The organism is Prevotella pallens ATCC 700821, assembly GCF_000220255.1.
GTDB lineage: Bacteria > Bacteroidota > Bacteroidia > Bacteroidales > Bacteroidaceae > Prevotella > Prevotella pallens.
In genome coordinates this window covers 1,614,404-1,632,316 of sequence record NZ_GL982513.1, presented here as the reverse complement: position 1 = coordinate 1,632,316, position 17,913 = coordinate 1,614,404, and the positions used below count along the sequence as shown (strand labels likewise).

The 17,913-nt window shown below is 39.5% G+C and carries 21 protein-coding genes, 2 tRNA genes and 1 pseudogene; 9 read left to right on the top strand and 15 right to left on the bottom strand.

Features of this window, described 5'->3' with window-relative positions; all coding sequences use genetic code 11:
- The 8 genes from traK to HMPREF9144_RS06365 all read left to right on the top strand — a co-directional run.
- A partial coding sequence (gene traK / locus HMPREF9144_RS06395) for a conjugative transposon protein TraK (protein WP_006045101.1) occupies nt 1–470 on the top strand: 470 nt, incomplete at its 5' end.
- A 4-nt stretch (nt 471–474) separates the two neighbouring features.
- Entirely contained in the window at nt 475–777 is a 303-nt protein-coding gene (locus tag HMPREF9144_RS12885; protein WP_083818106.1) for a hypothetical protein, read from the top strand.
- Nucleotides 770–2,038 carry a conjugative transposon protein TraM gene (gene traM, locus HMPREF9144_RS06390; RefSeq protein WP_040595617.1) on the top strand — a complete coding sequence of 423 codons (1,269 nt, stop codon included), beginning with the start codon at nt 770–772 and terminating at the stop codon, nt 2,036–2,038. Before HMPREF9144_RS12885 ends, traM begins: the two co-directional genes overlap by 8 nt.
- Nucleotides 2,039–2,085: 47 nt before the next feature.
- A complete protein-coding gene (traN, locus tag HMPREF9144_RS06385; RefSeq protein ID WP_040595615.1) occupies nt 2,086–3,036 on the top strand; it encodes a conjugative transposon protein TraN in 951 nt (316 codons plus the stop codon).
- Nucleotides 3,030–3,620, top strand: a complete 591-nt coding sequence (locus HMPREF9144_RS06380) for a conjugal transfer protein TraO (RefSeq protein ID WP_006045098.1) — start codon at nt 3,030–3,032, stop codon at nt 3,618–3,620. Before traN ends, HMPREF9144_RS06380 begins: the two co-directional genes overlap by 7 nt.
- A gap of 12 nt (nt 3,621–3,632) precedes the next feature.
- On the top strand, nt 3,633–4,088 hold the full coding sequence (locus HMPREF9144_RS06375) for a DUF3872 domain-containing protein (protein WP_006045097.1): 456 nt from the start codon (nt 3,633–3,635) through the stop codon (nt 4,086–4,088).
- A gap of 11 nt (nt 4,089–4,099) precedes the next feature.
- Nucleotides 4,100–4,606: a glycoside hydrolase family protein gene (locus HMPREF9144_RS06370; protein ID WP_006045096.1), complete on the top strand. Its 507-nt coding sequence runs from the start codon at nt 4,100–4,102 to the stop codon at nt 4,604–4,606.
- An 88-nt stretch (nt 4,607–4,694) separates the two neighbouring features.
- Nucleotides 4,695–5,297 carry a type 1 glutamine amidotransferase family protein gene (locus HMPREF9144_RS06365; RefSeq protein WP_006045095.1) on the top strand — a complete coding sequence of 201 codons (603 nt, stop codon included), beginning with the start codon at nt 4,695–4,697 and terminating at the stop codon, nt 5,295–5,297.
- An 88-nt stretch (nt 5,298–5,385) separates the two neighbouring features.
- Here HMPREF9144_RS06365 and HMPREF9144_RS06360 read toward each other — a convergent pair whose 3' ends face one another.
- The 14 genes and pseudogenes from HMPREF9144_RS06360 to HMPREF9144_RS06295 form a co-directional block, all read right to left on the bottom strand.
- Nucleotides 5,386–5,847 (bottom strand): HU family DNA-binding protein, encoded by a 462-nt coding sequence (locus HMPREF9144_RS06360; RefSeq protein WP_004384181.1) that lies wholly within the window; start codon nt 5,845–5,847, stop codon nt 5,386–5,388.
- Between the two features lie 458 nt (nt 5,848–6,305).
- Nucleotides 6,306–7,580, bottom strand: coding sequence for a PcfJ domain-containing protein (locus tag HMPREF9144_RS06355; protein WP_006045094.1), 1,275 nt, complete (start codon nt 7,578–7,580; stop codon nt 6,306–6,308).
- 4 nt (nt 7,581–7,584) lie between these two features.
- Nucleotides 7,585–8,031: pseudogene (locus tag HMPREF9144_RS13775) on the bottom strand (PcfK-like family protein).
- Between the two features lie 22 nt (nt 8,032–8,053).
- Nucleotides 8,054–8,485, bottom strand: coding sequence for a hypothetical protein (locus HMPREF9144_RS06345; protein ID WP_013265057.1), 432 nt, complete (start codon nt 8,483–8,485; stop codon nt 8,054–8,056).
- A 355-nt stretch (nt 8,486–8,840) separates the two neighbouring features.
- Entirely contained in the window at nt 8,841–9,188 is a 348-nt protein-coding gene (locus HMPREF9144_RS06340; RefSeq protein ID WP_040595407.1) for a hypothetical protein, read from the bottom strand.
- Between the two features lie 140 nt (nt 9,189–9,328).
- Complete coding sequence (locus tag HMPREF9144_RS06335; protein WP_006045089.1) at nt 9,329–9,796, bottom strand: DUF1896 domain-containing protein; 468 nt, start codon at nt 9,794–9,796, stop codon at nt 9,329–9,331.
- Between the two features lie 25 nt (nt 9,797–9,821).
- Nucleotides 9,822–11,054: a site-specific integrase gene (locus HMPREF9144_RS06330; RefSeq protein WP_006045088.1), complete on the bottom strand. Its 1,233-nt coding sequence runs from the start codon at nt 11,052–11,054 to the stop codon at nt 9,822–9,824.
- Between the two features lie 356 nt (nt 11,055–11,410).
- Nucleotides 11,411–11,484, bottom strand: a tRNA-Asp gene (locus HMPREF9144_RS06325).
- A 27-nt stretch (nt 11,485–11,511) separates the two neighbouring features.
- Nucleotides 11,512–11,585 (bottom strand) — tRNA-Asp (locus HMPREF9144_RS06320).
- A gap of 81 nt (nt 11,586–11,666) precedes the next feature.
- Nucleotides 11,667–12,176: a GNAT family N-acetyltransferase gene (locus HMPREF9144_RS06315; protein WP_006045086.1), complete on the bottom strand. Its 510-nt coding sequence runs from the start codon at nt 12,174–12,176 to the stop codon at nt 11,667–11,669.
- Nucleotides 12,176–13,372: a glycosyltransferase family 2 protein gene (locus tag HMPREF9144_RS06310; protein ID WP_006045085.1), complete on the bottom strand. Its 1,197-nt coding sequence runs from the start codon at nt 13,370–13,372 to the stop codon at nt 12,176–12,178. The genes HMPREF9144_RS06315 and HMPREF9144_RS06310 overlap by 1 nt, the downstream gene beginning before the upstream one ends.
- A gap of 15 nt (nt 13,373–13,387) precedes the next feature.
- Nucleotides 13,388–13,828 carry a hypothetical protein gene (locus tag HMPREF9144_RS06305; protein ID WP_006045084.1) on the bottom strand — a complete coding sequence of 147 codons (441 nt, stop codon included), beginning with the start codon at nt 13,826–13,828 and terminating at the stop codon, nt 13,388–13,390.
- Nucleotides 13,829–13,831: 3 nt separating this feature from the next.
- A complete protein-coding gene (gene recR, locus HMPREF9144_RS06300) occupies nt 13,832–14,440 on the bottom strand; it encodes a recombination mediator RecR (protein WP_006045083.1) in 609 nt (202 codons plus the stop codon).
- 25 nt (nt 14,441–14,465) lie between these two features.
- Nucleotides 14,466–14,960 (bottom strand): hypothetical protein, encoded by a 495-nt coding sequence (locus HMPREF9144_RS06295; protein WP_006045082.1) that lies wholly within the window; start codon nt 14,958–14,960, stop codon nt 14,466–14,468.
- Nucleotides 14,961–15,111: 151 nt separating this feature from the next.
- On the opposite strand from HMPREF9144_RS06295, the gene HMPREF9144_RS06290 reads away from it, so the two are divergent.
- The gene (locus HMPREF9144_RS06290) at nt 15,112–16,809 is read left to right on the top strand and encodes a family 10 glycosylhydrolase (RefSeq protein ID WP_006045081.1); all 1,698 of its coding nucleotides are present in this window, start codon (nt 15,112–15,114) and stop codon (nt 16,807–16,809) included.
- Nucleotides 16,810–16,904: 95 nt separating this feature from the next.
- Here HMPREF9144_RS06290 and HMPREF9144_RS06285 read toward each other — a convergent pair whose 3' ends face one another.
- Nucleotides 16,905–17,402: an Lrp/AsnC family transcriptional regulator gene (locus tag HMPREF9144_RS06285; protein ID WP_006045080.1), complete on the bottom strand. Its 498-nt coding sequence runs from the start codon at nt 17,400–17,402 to the stop codon at nt 16,905–16,907.
- Nucleotides 17,403–17,913: the final 511 nt, after the last annotated feature.

The following is a 17,913-nucleotide window of genomic DNA, read 5'->3' as shown; positions in this document are numbered from 1 at the left end:
TTGACCAGGGAAAGTCACTCATGCTTGCCCTCAGTCAGGATGCAAGTCGTAATCGTCCCGTAGAGGCAAGGGAGCATGTACGTCGCTTCCATGAGCTGTTCTTCACCATTGCGCCTGACAAGGATGCCATTGAGAAGAACATGGAGCGTGCCTTCGTGCTGTGTGACAAGTCGGCTTTCAACTATTACAAGGACTTGGCAGAGAAGGGCTATTATAACCGTGCCATATCGGGTAATGTCAATCAGCGCATAGAGGTGGACTCTATCCACTGCAACTTTAATACTTACCCTTATGCGGTAACAACCTATGCACGGGAGTTTATCGTCCGTCAGAGTAATGTTACAGAACGCAGTCTTGTTACGACCTGCACGCTGCAGAACTCTGTCCGTTCGGACAACAACCCGCAAGGCTTCCTGATGGAGAACTTCCTTGTGAAGGAAAACCGAGATATACAGACCTATAAACGATAAGGCTATGGCAAGGAAAAGAAACTTTTTACTCTCACGTCACTATCTGCGCTTTCACCTATGGCTTCGCCATCGGTGTGAGAGGCTCACGATAAGGCAGAGAAAGGAAATCGTCTATGGGCTGAGTATCATCTATCTGCTCTGCTCGCTTTGGATGATAGCGCAGTTTTTCCTTCCTCCAAAGAAGGAGAAACTACCCATCCCCACGGGAAAGCTGATGGACAGTCCCATACGGACGGACAGCACTTTACATGAGTTACACGGCAATTTTTATCTACCACATCATCAAACAATCAAGGAAAATGGATAATAAACAGAAAGAACAAATGAAGAAAGGCTTGGTCTTCGGAGGACTGGGACTGCTGTTTGCCCTCTCGATGTGGTTTATCTTCGCACCTTCGGGCAAGGATAAGACAGCTGCAGAGCAGGGACTCAATGACAGCATCCCGCAGGCAACGACAGAAAAGCTCACCGAAAACAAGCTTAAAGCCTACGAATTGGGCGACAAGGCACACGAGGAGGAACAGACCCGCGAGGAGATGGGCAGACTATCAGATTATTTTGCACAGAACACTGCTCCATCAGAGGCGCAGCGTGCAGAAACAGCTGCTTCTACGGCAAAGATAGAAAGTTCCATGCATCGCTATGAGGAGAATAATCGCCTCTTAAACTCCTTTTACGCTCCCGACCCACACGAGCAGGAGCGTGAAGCCTTGCGCTCGGAGATAGATAACCTTAAAAAGGAACTCTCTGTCAAAGACAGCAGGGAGGACAATGAAGAGAAACGGCAGCTTGCCTTGATGGAAAAGAGCTATCAGATGGCAGCGAAGTATCTCCCTAAAGCTTCAACTCCACCTACCTTCAATAATGGTCTGACTGCTGAAAAGGAGAAGCCGGAAGGGGCAGCAGGTGGCTCTGACGCCGCTAAGGGCAAGACCATGCAGAATGAGAAGCCTGCAATGGAAGTTCTGCCGGAGCGTAGACAGATAGTATCCTCACTTGACCAGCCTATGAGTGATGTGTACTTTATGGAGGAATACGGCAAAAAGGCTCGTAATATGGGCTTTCATTCGCTCGCAAGCACGGCTGCACCTACAATGCGCAATACGCTCAAAGTAGTAGTGGACAGGACTACAGTTCTTAAAGAGGGTGACAATGTGGTACTTCGTCTTCTTGAAAGTGCCAAGGTAGAGGGGCTGCACATTCCACGGCAGAGCCGACTCATAGCCGTCGCTAAGATAGAAGGTAATCGTATGCACCTACTTATCAAAAGCATTGAGGTAGACGGGCATATCATAGCCGTCAAGCTCTCGGCATACGATATAGACGGACAGGAGGGTGTGTATATACCAGGTTCGGAGGACATCAATGCGCTTAAGGAAGTCGGGGCGAACATCGGCGGTTCAATGGGAACCTCCTTTACCTTCGCTTCCTCTGCCAAAGACCAGATTATCTCCGAGGCTGCCCGTGGGGTGATGCAGGGTGCAAGTCAGCTGCTTCAGAAGAAACTGCGCACCATCAAGGTAACACTCAAAGGTGGCTACCGCCTTTTCTTGGCTCAGTCTAAATAAAACAATCGAAAATGATAAGTAAAAATAACATTAAATCAAAAGGAACAATGAAGAAAATTATTTTATCAATGGCTATGCTTGCCATGGTGGGAGCAACAGCCACAGCACAGGAAAACAATGATGGTCTGACACCGAGCCGTCCGCTTACTTCGGGCGAACTCTTTCAAGGTATGAGCCGTGCCATACCAACGGGACGTGTCGTACTGCCGTATGGTCTGGACGTTACCTTTGACAAGACCGTGCATCTTATCTTCCCTTCTGCCATTCGTTATGTAGACTTAGGTTCGCAGAATATCATTGCAGGTAAGGCGGAGGATGCAGAGAACGTACTGCGTGTAAAGGCTTCGGTGAAGGACTTTGAAACGGAAACCAATATGAGTGTCATCTGTGAGGACGGCTCTTTCTATGCTTTCAACGTAAAGTATGCCGATGAGCCGGAGAAGCTCAGCATAGAGATGAAGGACTTTCTTTCTACGACAGAAGGCAGGCTGCCAAGCAATCGCTCTGATATTTACTTTAAGGAACTCGGCAACGAGTCGCCCGTATTAGTAAAGTTGATGATGCAGACCATCTACCAGAATGACAGACGCAGCATTAAGCACATTGGTGCACAGCAGTTCGGTATGAAGTTCCTGCTTCGTGGCTTATATGCCCATAATGGCTTGCTGTATTTCCACACTCGTATGGAAAACGGCACGAATATGCCGTACTCGGTGGATTTTATCACCTTTAAGGTGGTTGATAAGAAGATGGCAAAGCGCACCGCTATACAGGAACAGGTGTTGCAGCCGCTTCGTGCCTATCATCAGGTGATGCAGGTGCGTGGCATGGGTAGTGAACACACTGTGTTTGCGCTCGAACAGTTCTCTCTTGCAGAAGACAAGCAGCTTGAAGTGACGCTCTATGAAAGAAATGGCGGTCGTACACTGACCTTTTATGTAACGGCAGAAGACCTGCAGCTGGCAAAGAAGATTGATAACCTCAAACTGAAATGGTAATGAAGAAGAACAATATCATTCTGACAGCATGCGTTGCGGTGGCTATGACTTTCAGTCAGCCATCGCAGGCACAGCGACTGATACCCAAGCAAAGGGGCGTAGAGGTCGTGGGGAGTGTTCCACTTATCAAGGGTGAAAAGTTCCTTGTTGCTGACAATTTCGGCATGGGAGCATCACTCACCCGATATTTGGGGCATGAGAATTATACCTTTGTTATGGCAGAGTATGAACAGCAGAATATGCCGTACAGAAGTTATAACGTAAAGCTCAAGGATGCACTCTTACAGGTGGGCTATATGCACCCTGTTTCCTCCGACAGAGGTAAGAACGTGTTTCTCTATGGTGGCATATCTGCCTTGGGTGGCTACGAGCAACTGAATGAGGACAAAAAGTTACTGCCCGATGGGGCAACACTGCTCGACCGTTCCCGCTTTGTCTATGGCGGTGCTGTGCATGGCTCGGTGGAAGTGTTCCTGACGGACAGGGTTCTCTTTCTTGTAAAGGCGCAGGGACGTTTCCTCTTTGGAACGGACGTGCATCGTTTTCGTCCGGCTGTTTCTGCAGGACTAAGGTTTAACTTTTAAGTAGAAGAAAAGATGAAGAAGATATTGAATACGATTTGGGTAATGGGTGTGCTGACCCTTGCTGTGTTTTGCCTATCTGCTTGTGATAGGGATTTGGATGTTCAGCAGTCTTATCCGTTTACGGTGGAGACAATGCCGGTTCAAAAGGACATTATAAGGGGGCAGACGGCTGAGATACGCTGCACGCTGAAGCGGGGCGGTGAGTTTGCTGACACTCGCTATACGATACGTTATTTCCAGTCTGATGGCAAGGGCTTGCTAAGAAATGACAATGGCACGGTTTTCAAGCCGAACGACCGCTATCCGCTGACGAAGGATGTGTTTCGCTTATACTACACCTCGCTGTCATCTGACCGCCAGACAATTGATGTATATGTGGAGGATAACTTCGGCAGGGTTCAGCAGCTAAACTTTAGTTTTAACAACAAGCGAGAAGAGGGCAAGAAGCCTGCATCTTCTCACCACTAAGACCATAATGGATGCGAACGATAAATACTTTCATTTTACTTTGTGTATTCTGCCTGTTCTGTCAGCCGACCCTTGCCCAGCGCAGGGTGCGGCTGGCAGACTTGCCACCTTTTGAGCGTGCAGTAGTCGTAGTAAAATACTTTGAGGGACTGCACGGCTGGAAGAATTATCCGTATGTCGGCTATGGGCATCAGCTGCAACCAGGAGAGCGTTTTACAGCGGATATGACGGAACGGCAGGCAGACTCCCTGCTCCGTGCCGACCTTTGGAAATGCTTTGAACACTTCAAGGGATATGGCAAGGATGCCCTGCTGCTTAGCCTACTTGCCTATAATGTGGGTGTAGGCAGATTGCTTGGTTATGGAAAGCACCCTAAGAGTAAGCTGCTACGAAAAATAGAAGCTGGAGATAGAAACTTCTATTGGGAGTATGTTTCGTTTTGCCGATATAAGGGTAAAGTTTTGAATGGGTTAGTCAAACGCCGAAAGGTTGAGTTTGCGTTGTTCTTTATCATCTGACTATATTAAACCAAGAATTATTCCTATGATGTTGTTTCTATTTTGCTGAAAAATTGTAACTTTGTATTACGATTAAATAGGATAAGCAATGAATAAAGAAACAAAAAAGGTACTCTTCGTCTTATTGAATGAGTACACAGATTGGGAAGGTGCTTTTCTCTCTACAGCCCTTCATGTTGGCGTAATACCAGGTAGTGAAATCAAGTACAGAGTGCATACAGTTGCTCCGACATTAGATGCAGTCTGTTCCATTGGTGGATTCAAAACGTTACCTGATTATTCTTTTGAGAATATGCCCAAAGACTATGCAGCCTTAGTCCTTATCGGTGGCAATCGATGGGATTCACCTGAAGCAGAACTTGTTGCGCCATTGGTACAAGAAGCATTGGATAAGGGTAAAATAGTAGGAGCGATATGCAACGGAGCATCGTTTCTGTGTGCTCATGGCTTCTTGAACAACGTAAAACATACGGGTAATGGTCTCGACCAACTTAAACAATGGGGTGGTGAAAGATACACGAACGAAACAGGATATGTGAACGCACAGGCTGTAAGTGATAAAAACATCGTTACAGCAAATATTACTGGTCACTTGGAGTTCACTCGTGAAATGCTCTTACTTCTGAAAGCCAATACCTCGGAAAAGATTGCAGCTTGGTATGACTTTTATAAGAATGGATTTGTAAAATAGTAGTCATACTACTAAATAAAATTGATGCGTGGAGTACATCGTCTCCACGCATCAATTTTATAGTTAGCAATCACACATACATCTTATTTTATGGATGCGGTTCTGGCTGAGGTCCTGGATTGGGATGTTCCTCACCAGACTTCTTGTCAGGTGCTGAAACACGTTCGTAGCTCACGCCAGTAAGTGTAAAATACTTCTTTGAGGGAGTGAGGTGTACCACAGGTTTCGTAATATGAACCTTTGGGTTGAACTCCGTTTTTCCCTTCTCAACCAATTTACTCTGGAAAGAAGGTGTAAGTGTCCCGATGTCTCCGAAGTCTACAATGTCTCCGTTCTCAACGTGCTTCTTTGCTATCTCAGCTGCAAGTCTGAGAACAGCCTCGACTTCTGCACCTGTGAACGTTGTAGCGTGTGCCACTTCATCACAGAAACTACGATGATCAACTCTCTTTCGTCCTGTAGGATGAGCCTGCACAACGATTTTCCCTTTCAAATTTCCAACTGTTCCTTTACGCTCCTTTAGCGTATAAGCAATGGGTCTGTTCGCCATAGTCATTAGTGTTGCCCCCGATTGTTAAGCCTTTGGAGGCTGGGGCTTTATCCTCCTCAACTTGTTAATAGATTTATATCACAAAGGTAAGAAATTTCTTGATTATCTCCAAGAAAAGCACATATTTCTTTTGACACTTATCAACCCTTTTTCGCAAAGGGGTTCACCTAAATGAGTAAAACTATCTACCTATTATCAGAAAAGGGTCTACCTTTTTCGTCAAAAGGGTCTACCTTTTCAATTAAAAAGGTCTACCTTTTTTGCCGAAAAGGTAGACCCTTTTTGAAGAAACTGACAAACCTCTTCTGTAGATTTGGATATGGTTAATTAATAACCCTAATGAGAATATGCAGTATTTGGCTTTCACCTTGTCCGCCAATTTTCAATTCATCCGCATAGTTGTAGATGATGTCCTCAATCTCTGTCTTCATATCTCTGATAATTTAATGGTTCATACTTTATGCTGTTGCTTTCATTCTTCGGCTTATAAGACCTCGATTGGCATTGACAAGGTTTACAATTTGCTCGTGATATTCCGTATTCTTGTTGCATACCCCACGACTTTGCACCACTTCCAAAGTTCGTAATGATACTTCAATGGTTTCTATTCGCTTGCCTTCAATGGTAGCCGAAAGGATAAGGGAGTCTTCCTTAAGGTAGTATGCATTAGGAAATACGCAATGGTGCATTGATACACCTTCTTCCAAATGTTCCTGCACGCTCTCCAACACGTGGACTTGGATTATGCCGTCCGTAAAACAGATACCGAAAAACTTGGATTTGAGTTCCTTGAAGCGTTTCTCATCTTCGATTGCCTTCTGCTGCTTCTGTTCTATCTCCTCCCTTTCACGCTGTCTGAGAAGTTCCTCGTGTCTGCGGTCGTGTTCGCCTTTAAGGTCAGTTGGACATAAATATTTTGGATTATGAATATCCTTTCCTAATCTTCTAAGTGTATCTACATAATCACTCCAAAGAGAAATGTCTGCTATCTCATAGCCGTTACGGACTGCTATCTTGTAGGACAGCCATAATTCTTCAAAAGCCTTCTTATTGCCAAGAAAGTAACGTAAGTGGTCTGTGCTACCTGCCTTTAGCAATGTTTCCACACGGCTGTCTGTAAGCAATGCAGGAATAAGTTGGGTAGGCACGATGCCATAGAAATTATCCTTAAAACCATTTCTGCGAAGTATGTCTGTAACCTTGAACTTCGGATATATGGGTGAGTAGGCAATATACTGATAGGCTTCATTATCGTTGCGTATCGCCATAGGACTATAATAGGAAAAGGTATCAACATAGTGTCCCAATACCCTCTGTATGCCAACCACAGTTTTTCGTCCCTGCATATTCCACCAATACTGCCCAATCTCAATTATAGAAGTCTGTGCTTTGTAACCTTTCTCCATACCCACAATAAGTAGGAACATACGTAATATTTGAAACTCTCCGCAAGTGGTAAGTATAGTGAAATATTGCTTCTGCTGCAAATTGCGCTCATAGGTTTCTTTGACCTGCAACTTTGCCCTACAATGAGGGCAAGTGCAAGTTTCTCTATGTTTGTCCATTACCCAACTATGCCCACAATCCATACAAGTAGTGCGACCTTTTGGCAAGCGGTAGGCGAAGTGGTCTATGCACTCACGGAATGCCCATTTGCTTTGTGTTGTGGTTATCGGGCGAAGATGCTTGCTTTGTTCCAAAACTGCCTCTTCAAATTTGTTTCTTGGTTTCATAAGCTTAAAAATCGAATAGTGATGGTTGTACTTGGGTTGCTATGTTCTCGGTCTTTTTCACTCGTGTGTTACGACTCTGTATTTTGGCAAGTTCCTCACGCTGATATTGCTTAATGGCTTCCTGCCTTGCTTCGGCTTTTTCTTCTTCCGTTAGTTCCACAACGTGATTAACGGCTACTTGGCAGGAAACAGCCTTACCCACCTCTATATCGTCTTCATCATAGTAGTGAACAGCCATAGAGAAGATTTTTTCGAGCTAAGCTCTCAACAACTCGTCATCATCATCAAAGCCGTTGCAACCGCTTTTCTGCACTTCATTAAGAATGTAGGTGATGCACTCCTCGATATTCTTGTTCGGCTTCATCAAGTTAGGGGCAAACAAGGGGTCTGCCATAGCACGCTGATTGAGATACTCGGCTATTGTCCGTGTGAAATGTTCTGTTCCTTTCATTGTCGTATATGTTTTGATGTTGTTAATACTTGGGAATTTCTACTATTTGATTGATGCGCCCATATAGGTAGGCTCTTAGGCTTGTTCTGTCGGGTGCGTAATACTCTGTCCATTGTCCGTACTGATTGACAAGGTATTTCTTCAGTACATCAAAGAAGTCAAAGCGATAGCCTTGCAGGGGAACGGCTGTACGGAAATAGGTGTTAGAGTTCACTGCTTCACATAGCCAATTCTTTTCCTCACGGCTCATACACTCACCACGATTGAGTTTCACACGTAGGAGATATACTTTGCTATTACAAAGGCTCTCCAAAGGGGGAACGTCCCATTGTACAAACTTAATTGCCAACACTTGCTCACTCTTTTCAGCCACAGGGTTAATGCGGTAATGAGAGGAGGAGCTATATCCTTTTCTGTTCATCGAAGATGTTGTATTTACTTTTTGCTTATCCATAGCGACATTTTTTTTATGCGTCCAAAGATCGGAGTATGCTGATTCCTTTTTGTAGCAAAAAAGAGGTAGCGGGGCGGGCTTACACAAGGTTTTGGCGGAAAATACTACCCGTAGGTGTGGAGATTTTCCAGACAAACCAAGCGGCTTAGGACCTTTTGAAAGCCAGAAGCCCCGTACTACCTTTGCGGATAAAAAGGGAACAGCATCCGTCTCTCCTTGTCATCGCATATTGTGGAGCATTGGAAAGGAAGCGAAAGTGCAACGCCCATAGTGGAAAATAGAAAAGGTGGCTATCTCAATATGCGAGATAACCACCTAATGAAATAACATGAAAGGTTTTACAGAGCTGTGCTTCTCAAAGTACGCATAGCAGGAAGGCACAGAGAATAGCTAACCAAAATAGAATGCTCAGCAGCGTAAATGTTACTTTTAGAATTACTCTGACTATAAAGCGTAGTATCAGAAAACCTGCAATGACAGAAACGGCAGTTACGACTTGCGGCGTTACTATCTTCGAGATAAGCCAAATGGCACCGATAACGACGGAAAGCAGGATAGTGAGTTCGATGAAGCGTGTCCAAGAGAAGCGGCGGATTTGCTTGGGAGAAGTCGGCTGCTGCTTGATATTATCGGTTTTGTTCGATGTGTCTGCCTTGATGAAGGCAGGTGTGTGAACGTCTTGATTCATGATGATTGTATTCATATCGGAGCTTTTAATAGTTTCAAGAGCAATAACAAGATGCGCAGGCTACACAAAGACAAGTGTTTGTACAAACTCTTGGCGTGTGGAGCGGAGCGTTTATCTTGGCTCTTGACACTACAAAAGCTCCCGATGGTGCTACATCAAGTCATGTTCTCACTATCGACGGTTGGCAGGCCATTAACCTCTATAAGCAGAACGATTGTCCCTGTCAGTTCTGTGTAGAGTTTCTCATACTCTGGACTCGCCCCAAAGTCGTCCGTCAGTTCATACTTATCGAAAACGCTTTGCACAGCCTTATTCTTTAGAAGCATTGGTGTTAGTCTTTCAGGAAGAGGAGAAGGGAGTTCTTTCTCGAACTCATTCTCTAAGACAGACACAAGCGTGTCATACTTGGAAAAGTGCAAACCTTGATATAATACTTCGCTTGCCATCGTCTCCGCCTCGGGATGAGAAAAACCTTGTGCTATAGCATCGCAGTAAGTTGTCAATGTCTCGTCTGCGCGAGCAGTTATAAACGTATTTTCATTCACTCTCTCTGGAAAATGCTCTCCGAGATACGCTTCCAACTTCAAACGGAAGTAGGAAAGCTCTTTCTTTGTTGTTGTCATAATCTTCTTAGTTTAGGATTGTACATTATTTTGAGTTGATGCCCATGGCAACATTGAACTTGTCTAACTTGCCAGCCAACTGTTCCATATCGTGTTCTATTTTCTTATTGGTAATACGGGCATAAATTTGTGTCGTTTTAATGTTGGTATGTCCCAACATCTTCGACACACTTTCCATAGGAACGCCCTTGCTGAGCGACATGGTCGCAAATGTATGGCGAGCCATATGGAAAGTAAGATTTTTGACAATACCGCAAATATCAGCTATTTCTTTTAGATAAGCATTCATTTTTTGATTACTTAGTACAGGAAACAGTTTTCCTTCACGATAAGTATTATTGTTATATTTAGCTATAATCTGCTTTGGAATATCAAGAAGAAGAATATTAGATTCTACATTCGTCTTCTGTCTCTTCGTCATAATCCACTGTTTATCGTCCATACTAACTAAATGTTCTGGTGTGAGATTGGCAACATCTATGTATGATAGCCCTGTGAAACATGAGAAAATGAATATATCACGGACAAGAGATAAACGAGGTATCGTAAGTTTTTTATTCACAATTTTGAGAATTTCTTCATCAGTGAGAAATCCTCTGTCGACAAGCTCCAAGTGAAAATGGTAATTAGCAAACGGATCATGGTGCAGCACACCCAATTTCCGACCTAAAATGGTAATTGTCTTAAAAATCTTCATTGTCTTTGTTGCTGTGTTACGACATTGTCCGGCAACTGTTTGAAGATAAAGGTCAAAATCATAGATGACTGTATAATTTAATTCACACAACTTTATATCTGTCCGACCATATTTCTGCTTCAGGAACTCTGCAAAGTGACGCTTGCATAATTCATACTTTCGCAAAGTAGTAGCAGATACAGAAACTCCTACTTGCTTTCGGAAGTCTTCATTATGCTTCTCGAAAAGAGCCATAAACGTATCTATGTCCCCTTTCTTTCCTAAAAACTCTTCTTTGATTCGTTCCAAACACAAATCATCAGAAAACTCCAAACGTCGGAAGATATTAAGCAACCCAGTACTGATATTATCGAGTTGCAAATTCGTCCTCAGGACTTCAGTTGTTCGACCCTTGAGACGTTCTTTGTCAATATCCCAAAGAGACTTCAAAACAGAGATCCCCGTTGATCCAATCGAGAGACGCTCATTATTGAGATAGATTCTCAACATCACAGGATTCTTCCCTTCTTTGTTCACATAATTACTTCTAAGATAGAATGTTGACTTAAAAATTGACTTCATAAATACTTGTTTTTAATTGTAGCCATAGTATGGATTTTGTGTAGCCAAAACTAAAAAGTTGTGTAGCCATTTGTATCCACAACCATGCTGCAAAGTTCAACATAATTTTCAAATGATGAGCAATTCTTACGTACTCTTGATGTACTCTGTAGCCACTCTTGGCTACAATTTTTGAAATTCAAGAATTTCTGTAGCTGAATTGTAGCCGTTGTGGAGTATTTTGGGATATTTTTGTGTATCTACACATACTCCGAAAAGAGGAAGTGATACAAAACAAAAGTATCATAACTCCTTGAAGTTATGATACTTACGATTTTCTTTAGAAAACTCTGATACTATTTTCAGAGTACTTAAAGCGGTGCGTACGAGACTCGAACTCGTGACCTCCTGCGTGACAGGCAGGCATTCTAACCAACTGAACTAACGCACCAAAAGCGTTTTATTAGAAAAGTAGTTGCGGTGCGTACGAGACTCGAACTCGTGACCTCCTGCGTGACAGGCAGGCATTCTAACCAACTGAACTAACGCACCAAAAGTGTGTAAACTACATTTCTGTTTAGCGAGTGCAAAGGTAGTAAAATTATTTATTATAACCAAATGTATGATAGTTTTTTATAAAAAAAATTGCATTACATAGGCGTCATTATACTTGTTGGCTTTAAAAAACCAATCTTTTAAACACGCATTCTCTTGAAATCCAACAGATTTCAAGCATTTATAAGATTTAGTATTATTCACATCAACATACGCATATATTTGGTGAAGATGAAAATTCTTCTGTGCATAGTCTATTAATCTAAGAATGGCAGCATAGGCGTATCCTTTGCCCTGATATTCTTCTAAGAGAACAATTCCGAGTTCTGCACGTTGATGTTGTGGATCATAGTTTACTAAATCTAATATTCCGATATTTTGTTTTGCATTATTTTCTATTATTAATCTAACTTGATTATCAGCAAAAAAATCATTCTTTGCGTTGGCTATGTAGTTACGAAGTACATAATGGCTATATGGAACATTTGTTGCACTGATATCCCATATACTTTCATTGTTTTCTATTTCATAAAGAAAATCTAAGTCTTCTGGCTCCATAGCACGAAGATACACTTTTCTTATTTCCATTATTTCAGAATTTCATTTTCTGTTATTATGCAACCTGTCTGACTATTATATGTTCCAATTCTAATATTATTCTGCGGTTGAGCAGCAAATATAGAAAGCATATCTTCATACGAATAGGCATCTGTATCATAAACAATATAATTCATAACTTTTGGCTCTATTAATTCTTGTTTACCGAGATGCCCATTTGGGAGACTATGTTTATTTCCTACAATATATTTACCTATAACGCCTCTATTTTTTGCAATTTCTTTGCAGCGTTCTATATTTTTTTCATTTCCAATAAAAATATAGTTTGGACCTATTGTGTGTGGGTGTGGAATAAACCCTAAAAGTTTACGCGATTTGTTACAAAGCATTTGAAACAAAGAACTTGTTGCTTTCAGATAGATGGCAATCTTAATAGGAATGCTTAGTAGGAAACTCATACCGTTATAATGTTTTCGGAAGAAGATTAGCATTGCTGCATAAAAGACATGGACATACCGAAAACTTGAGCGTTGTGTACTTTCGCCCTTGTAGTGTAATATTTGTGTAGGGAAAAACCAATTTTCAAATCCACCCTTTAGAAGTCTGTAACTTAAGTCGATATCTTCTCCATACATAAAGAAATCTTCATCGAGCAAGCCTACTTTATTTAAAGCAGTGTGGCGCATTAAGAAGAAAGCACCACTAATAACTTCAATCTTACCTGGTTTATCCCACGACATATTACTCATATAATAGTGCCCGAATTTTGGGTGATTTGGAAAACGGTCGCATAATCCCATCATCTTATAAAACGAAACCATAGGGGAGGGGAAACCTCTACGACTTTCTTTTGCTCGTTGTCCAGTGGTTGTGAGCATTGTAACCCCTAAGCCTCCTACATTTTTATGGTTGTCCATAAAGTCTAGAGTTTCTGTTAGGGTGTTTTCTCCAATGAAAGTATCAGGATTGAGTAATAGCACATATTCACTGTCCATTTGCTTTATAGCGAGATTGTTTGCTCGTGCAAATCCTAAATTATGTAGTGATGAAATACAAGTTACCCATGGAAATAATTTTCTAATATATTCCACTGATCCGTCTTTAGAATGGTTGTCTACAACTATAACTTCTGCATCAATACCTTCAATAGCTCGTTTAACACTCAAAAGACATTGTCCAAGATAGTATTTTACATTATAACTTACGATTACGATACTTAGTTTCATGGTTTATTTTATTATTCATTCTAATTTCTCATTTTTAGGATTTCTCTCTTCTTGACATCTATGCATTGTTGGAAAAATAAAGAAAACACTAATAGTTGAGATTAATGCAAGGTAGAAAAATCCTGTTTCTTCTCCATATAAATAATAGAAAAGCATATTGAATAAGATAGGTATACAAAGAAGACAGATACGAACTATTCCCCATTTAAGAAATCCTTTATATGAATTAGGATTTGTAACGCTTTTGTTTATGTAGGAAAATTTAAACAAATAGAGAGCTATTGGTATTAGTGCCAATGTAGAAAGTTGCATAACTATTTGCACAAATATAAGACTCTTATTTCCAGAAAGCTTTCCTGGTATAAGAATTGTTGTTTCGTATGCGATGATGATTCCAATTAATAATAGGAAAAACGATATTAATAATATCAGAAGTGTCTTTCGTGTTTGTATCATAGTTTAAGTTGTCATTATTGTTCTGTTTAATATACTTCTGCCAAGTGTAACTTCATCGGTATATTCTAATTCATCACCAACAGATATACCACGAGCAATTACAGTTAGTTTCACTTTAAAGTCTTTTAGTTTACGTGATATATAAAAATTTGTAGTATCGCCTTCCATTGTACTTGCTAAAGCCAAAATAACTTCATTAATTCCACCTGCTTTTACTCTTTCTACAAGCGAATCAATCTCTATATCGTTAGGACCAACGCCATCTATTGGCGAAATTATTCCGCCTAACACGTGGTACACTCCATTATATTGTTGCGTATTTTCTATTGCAAGCACGTCTTGAACATTTTCTACAACACATATTATAGAAGTATCTCTATGTGGATTTGTACAAATAGAGCATGTGTCGGTATCTGAAATGTTATGACAAATATGACAATACTTTATATTATGTCGCATTGCAGAAATAGTCTCAGTAAAATTATCTACATCGTCTTTTGTTTTACGCAATAAGTGTAAAACAAATCGAAGGGCAGTTTTTCTACCAACTCCTGGTAATTTGGAGAATTCTTCAACAGCCTTTTCAAGTAGTTGAGAAGGGAATTGCTGCATATAATTAAATCTTCTTTATATGAACTTAATCGTCGAAAAGATAAATACCAAGACCAAGTTTAAATCCTACAGTAGAATAATTTGCATCTTTAAAAGAATGGTCGTAATACAATGCTGGTTCAATTGTTACAGAACGATTTATAAAAAATGCATAACCTATTTCTGTTCCTACCATTATATCGTTATAACTATGGTTTGCATGTATAAATTTACACCCTGCTCCTAAATATAAACCATTTTGTGTGATATAGTAACGACCTCCTGCACCAACAGAAATATGATCTGCAACGGCTTCCGAACCATTATGTTCTGCACTTACATTTGCTAACAACATAATATTATCCCAAGCAAAATAACCTAACTTTGCTTCGAGCCCTAAATTAAATTTATCGTGTGCATTATAATGTAAATTAAATCCTGTTAACGAGGCTCCTATATAGCCTTTACCTTCTTGAAATTGTGCGTGAATGCACAAAGAAAATGTTAAACTTAGTAAAATAAATGATAGTTTCTTCATCATAATTTTGATTGTTAAAAATATAAAGTTTACTTCTTATTGAATATCATTGACAAAGGTAGTAGAATTATTTGAATTATAAAAATTATTGTATATCTTTGTGGCGCATTCACAATCAGATGTATTTTTTGCTACAATCATTGTTTAATAAATTATGAATAAAAGAAACTTTATATTATATTTATTTCTAAATTGGTTTATAATAACTTGCTTTGCACAAAAGAACGATATTTACCCAAATTGGGATACAAATTTTACACGAAAACGTGAGACTCGAGCTGTTTGGTTAACCACTTTAAGTAATCTTGATTGGCCAAAAACTTTGGCAAATTCAAATGATGGTATAGAGAAACAAAAAGAAGAACTTATAAATATTCTTGATAAATATGTTGCAGCTAATATTAATACTGTATTGCTGCAAACACGTGTACGTGCTGCAACTATTTATCCTTCTAATATTGAACCGTGGGATAAATGTTTAACAGGTAGAGAAAATGGTAATCCAAATTACGACCCATTGGCATTTGCTGTTGAAGAATGTCATAAACGAGGATTAGAAATACATGCTTGGATTGCAGCAATGCCAGTTGGTTCTTCTACTTCTTTAGGTTGTAAGTTAATGAGAAAGAAGGGATTTAATATACGAAATTTCTCAACTGGAGCTTATGTAAATCCTGCAGATCCTAAGTTTGCAAAATATTTGGGTGATATTTGTGCAGAAATAACTAAAAATTATGACATTGATGGTATTAACTTAGACTATATAAGATATCCTGATGGTTGGCCTAATCCGTCGTATAAAAATGGAGATACTCCCGATGCACGGAGAGAAAATGTAACAAATGTGGTTAAAGAAATATACCGAAGGGTGAAAATTCTTAAACCATGGGTAAAAGTTTCTTGTTCGCCTATAGGAAAGTATGATGATTTAAGTAGATTTTCTTCAAAAAATTATAATGCAAAGCATCGTGTTTCGCAAGATGCACAGTTTTGGATAAAAACAGAAATTATGGATCAATTATATCCAATGCAATATTGGCGTGATGATAATTATTATCCTTTTTGCGCCGACTGGGTAGAAAATTCTAATGGGCATGATATTATTTCGGGGCTTGGAACTTATTTTCTTGATTCGCGAGAAGGTAATTTAAGTGTAACAGAAATTAGTAGAGAAATGTATGTAAGTAGATGGTTAGGAATGGGACATGCTCATTTTCGTTCTAAATTTTTGTTAGATAATTATCAGGGTATTTTTGATTTTGAGAAACGTTTTAATGCAACACCTTCACTTACACCGGCTTTAACGTGGATAAGCACGCTGAAACCAGAAACTCCAACCTTTTATATTGGTAATTCGGTGGTTGTTTCTATAGATGCACAAGGAACAAAAACTATAAAATGGAGGGGAAATGCACCTTATTATAATGTTTATATGAGTAACACTTATCCTGTAGATATAAAAAATCCACACAATCTTGTTGTATCAAAATTTCGGGGAACTTCTTTTGTTCATAGGGGAGCAAAACAACAACATTATGCAATTACTGCTATGGATAGATATGGAAACGAAAGCAATGTTTTGCAAAGTAATATGGAAAAAAGAAATATTGAAAGCGAATTACTTCCAAACGATGGTGTAAACTTAACTCTACCAAAGAGTTTAGACGAAATGGACATAAACTATTTTATAGTCGAATCGGCTCTTGGTACTACTGTCACAAAAATATATAATGTTCCATTTACTACTACTATAAATATAGCAGGATTAAGAAATGGGGTTTATAAACTTTATGCGCATTCTGCAAAACGCAATATTAGGCACAAAGTTGGTTTCTTCTTTATAAAAAGATAGATTGACAAAAAATCCAAACACTTCTTATCAAATACATAAAAGCTAACCTCTACTTTTGGATATGATATGAGAAGTGCTTAGGATTTTCTTTTGTATTATTCTCTGATAGAGTCAGAGTGTGCTCCAACTGCAAGACCGTTAATAGGAAGTGGACGATCTATGACTGCATTATAAGAAATTAAACTAACACTTCGAGCTAAACCCAAAGTCTGAAGCTTATTATGAATAATATTTAGAAGGTGATGGTTGTTTCTAGCATAAAGTTTAATAAACAAATCGTACTCGCCAGTTGTGAAATGGCATTCTACAATTTCTGGAATTTTCTTTAATGCTTCTACTGCTTCATCGAACTTCTCTGGATTTTTCAAGTTTAAGCCCATATATGCACAAGTTTCATAACCTATTTTTTCAGGATCTATTATGAATTGTGAACCTTTGAGGATACCTAAATTTGTTAGTTTCTGAATTCGTTGGTGTATTGCTGCACCACTAACCTTACATTCGCGCGCTACTTCTAAAAAAGGAATACGTGCGTCTTCTGCAATAAGGCGTAAAATTTTTCTGTCTAATTGATCTAAACTTCTATGTGCCATTTATGTTAAATTATTTTGAGACAAAGTTACAATAATCTTCTTAAAATACCAATTACTTTTTTTCAGAACGAGTTATAATTTGTACTTTTTTCTACAACCTTAACTCTGTAATACTTTGATTTAGATTTTTTATAGATTAGGAATAGTAAAACTTTGCAAATTGTATAAAGAAAGGATAACTACAATTAATTTTAGAGGTTGTGCTATATATAAGGAATAATGATACAGCCTTATTTTTTATCTCGAATGAGGCTTTTACTCCTTAGTATGTTTTGTTTTATTGCTGGGCAGATAGTTCAATTTTGTAATAATGATGTAATGGGGTATAGCAAGTTTCAAAGTTAATTAAGATACCAATAAGAGAATGAAAGAGGTGGGGGAATAATAGTGTAAACAAAATATATTATGAAGTTGCGAATAATTGCCTGTTTTGTTTAATTATGTACAATTAGATTTCTACTAAAAGTGTTTTCATTCTATGTTATATTTAGCTATACTTTTTTCTTGCGAT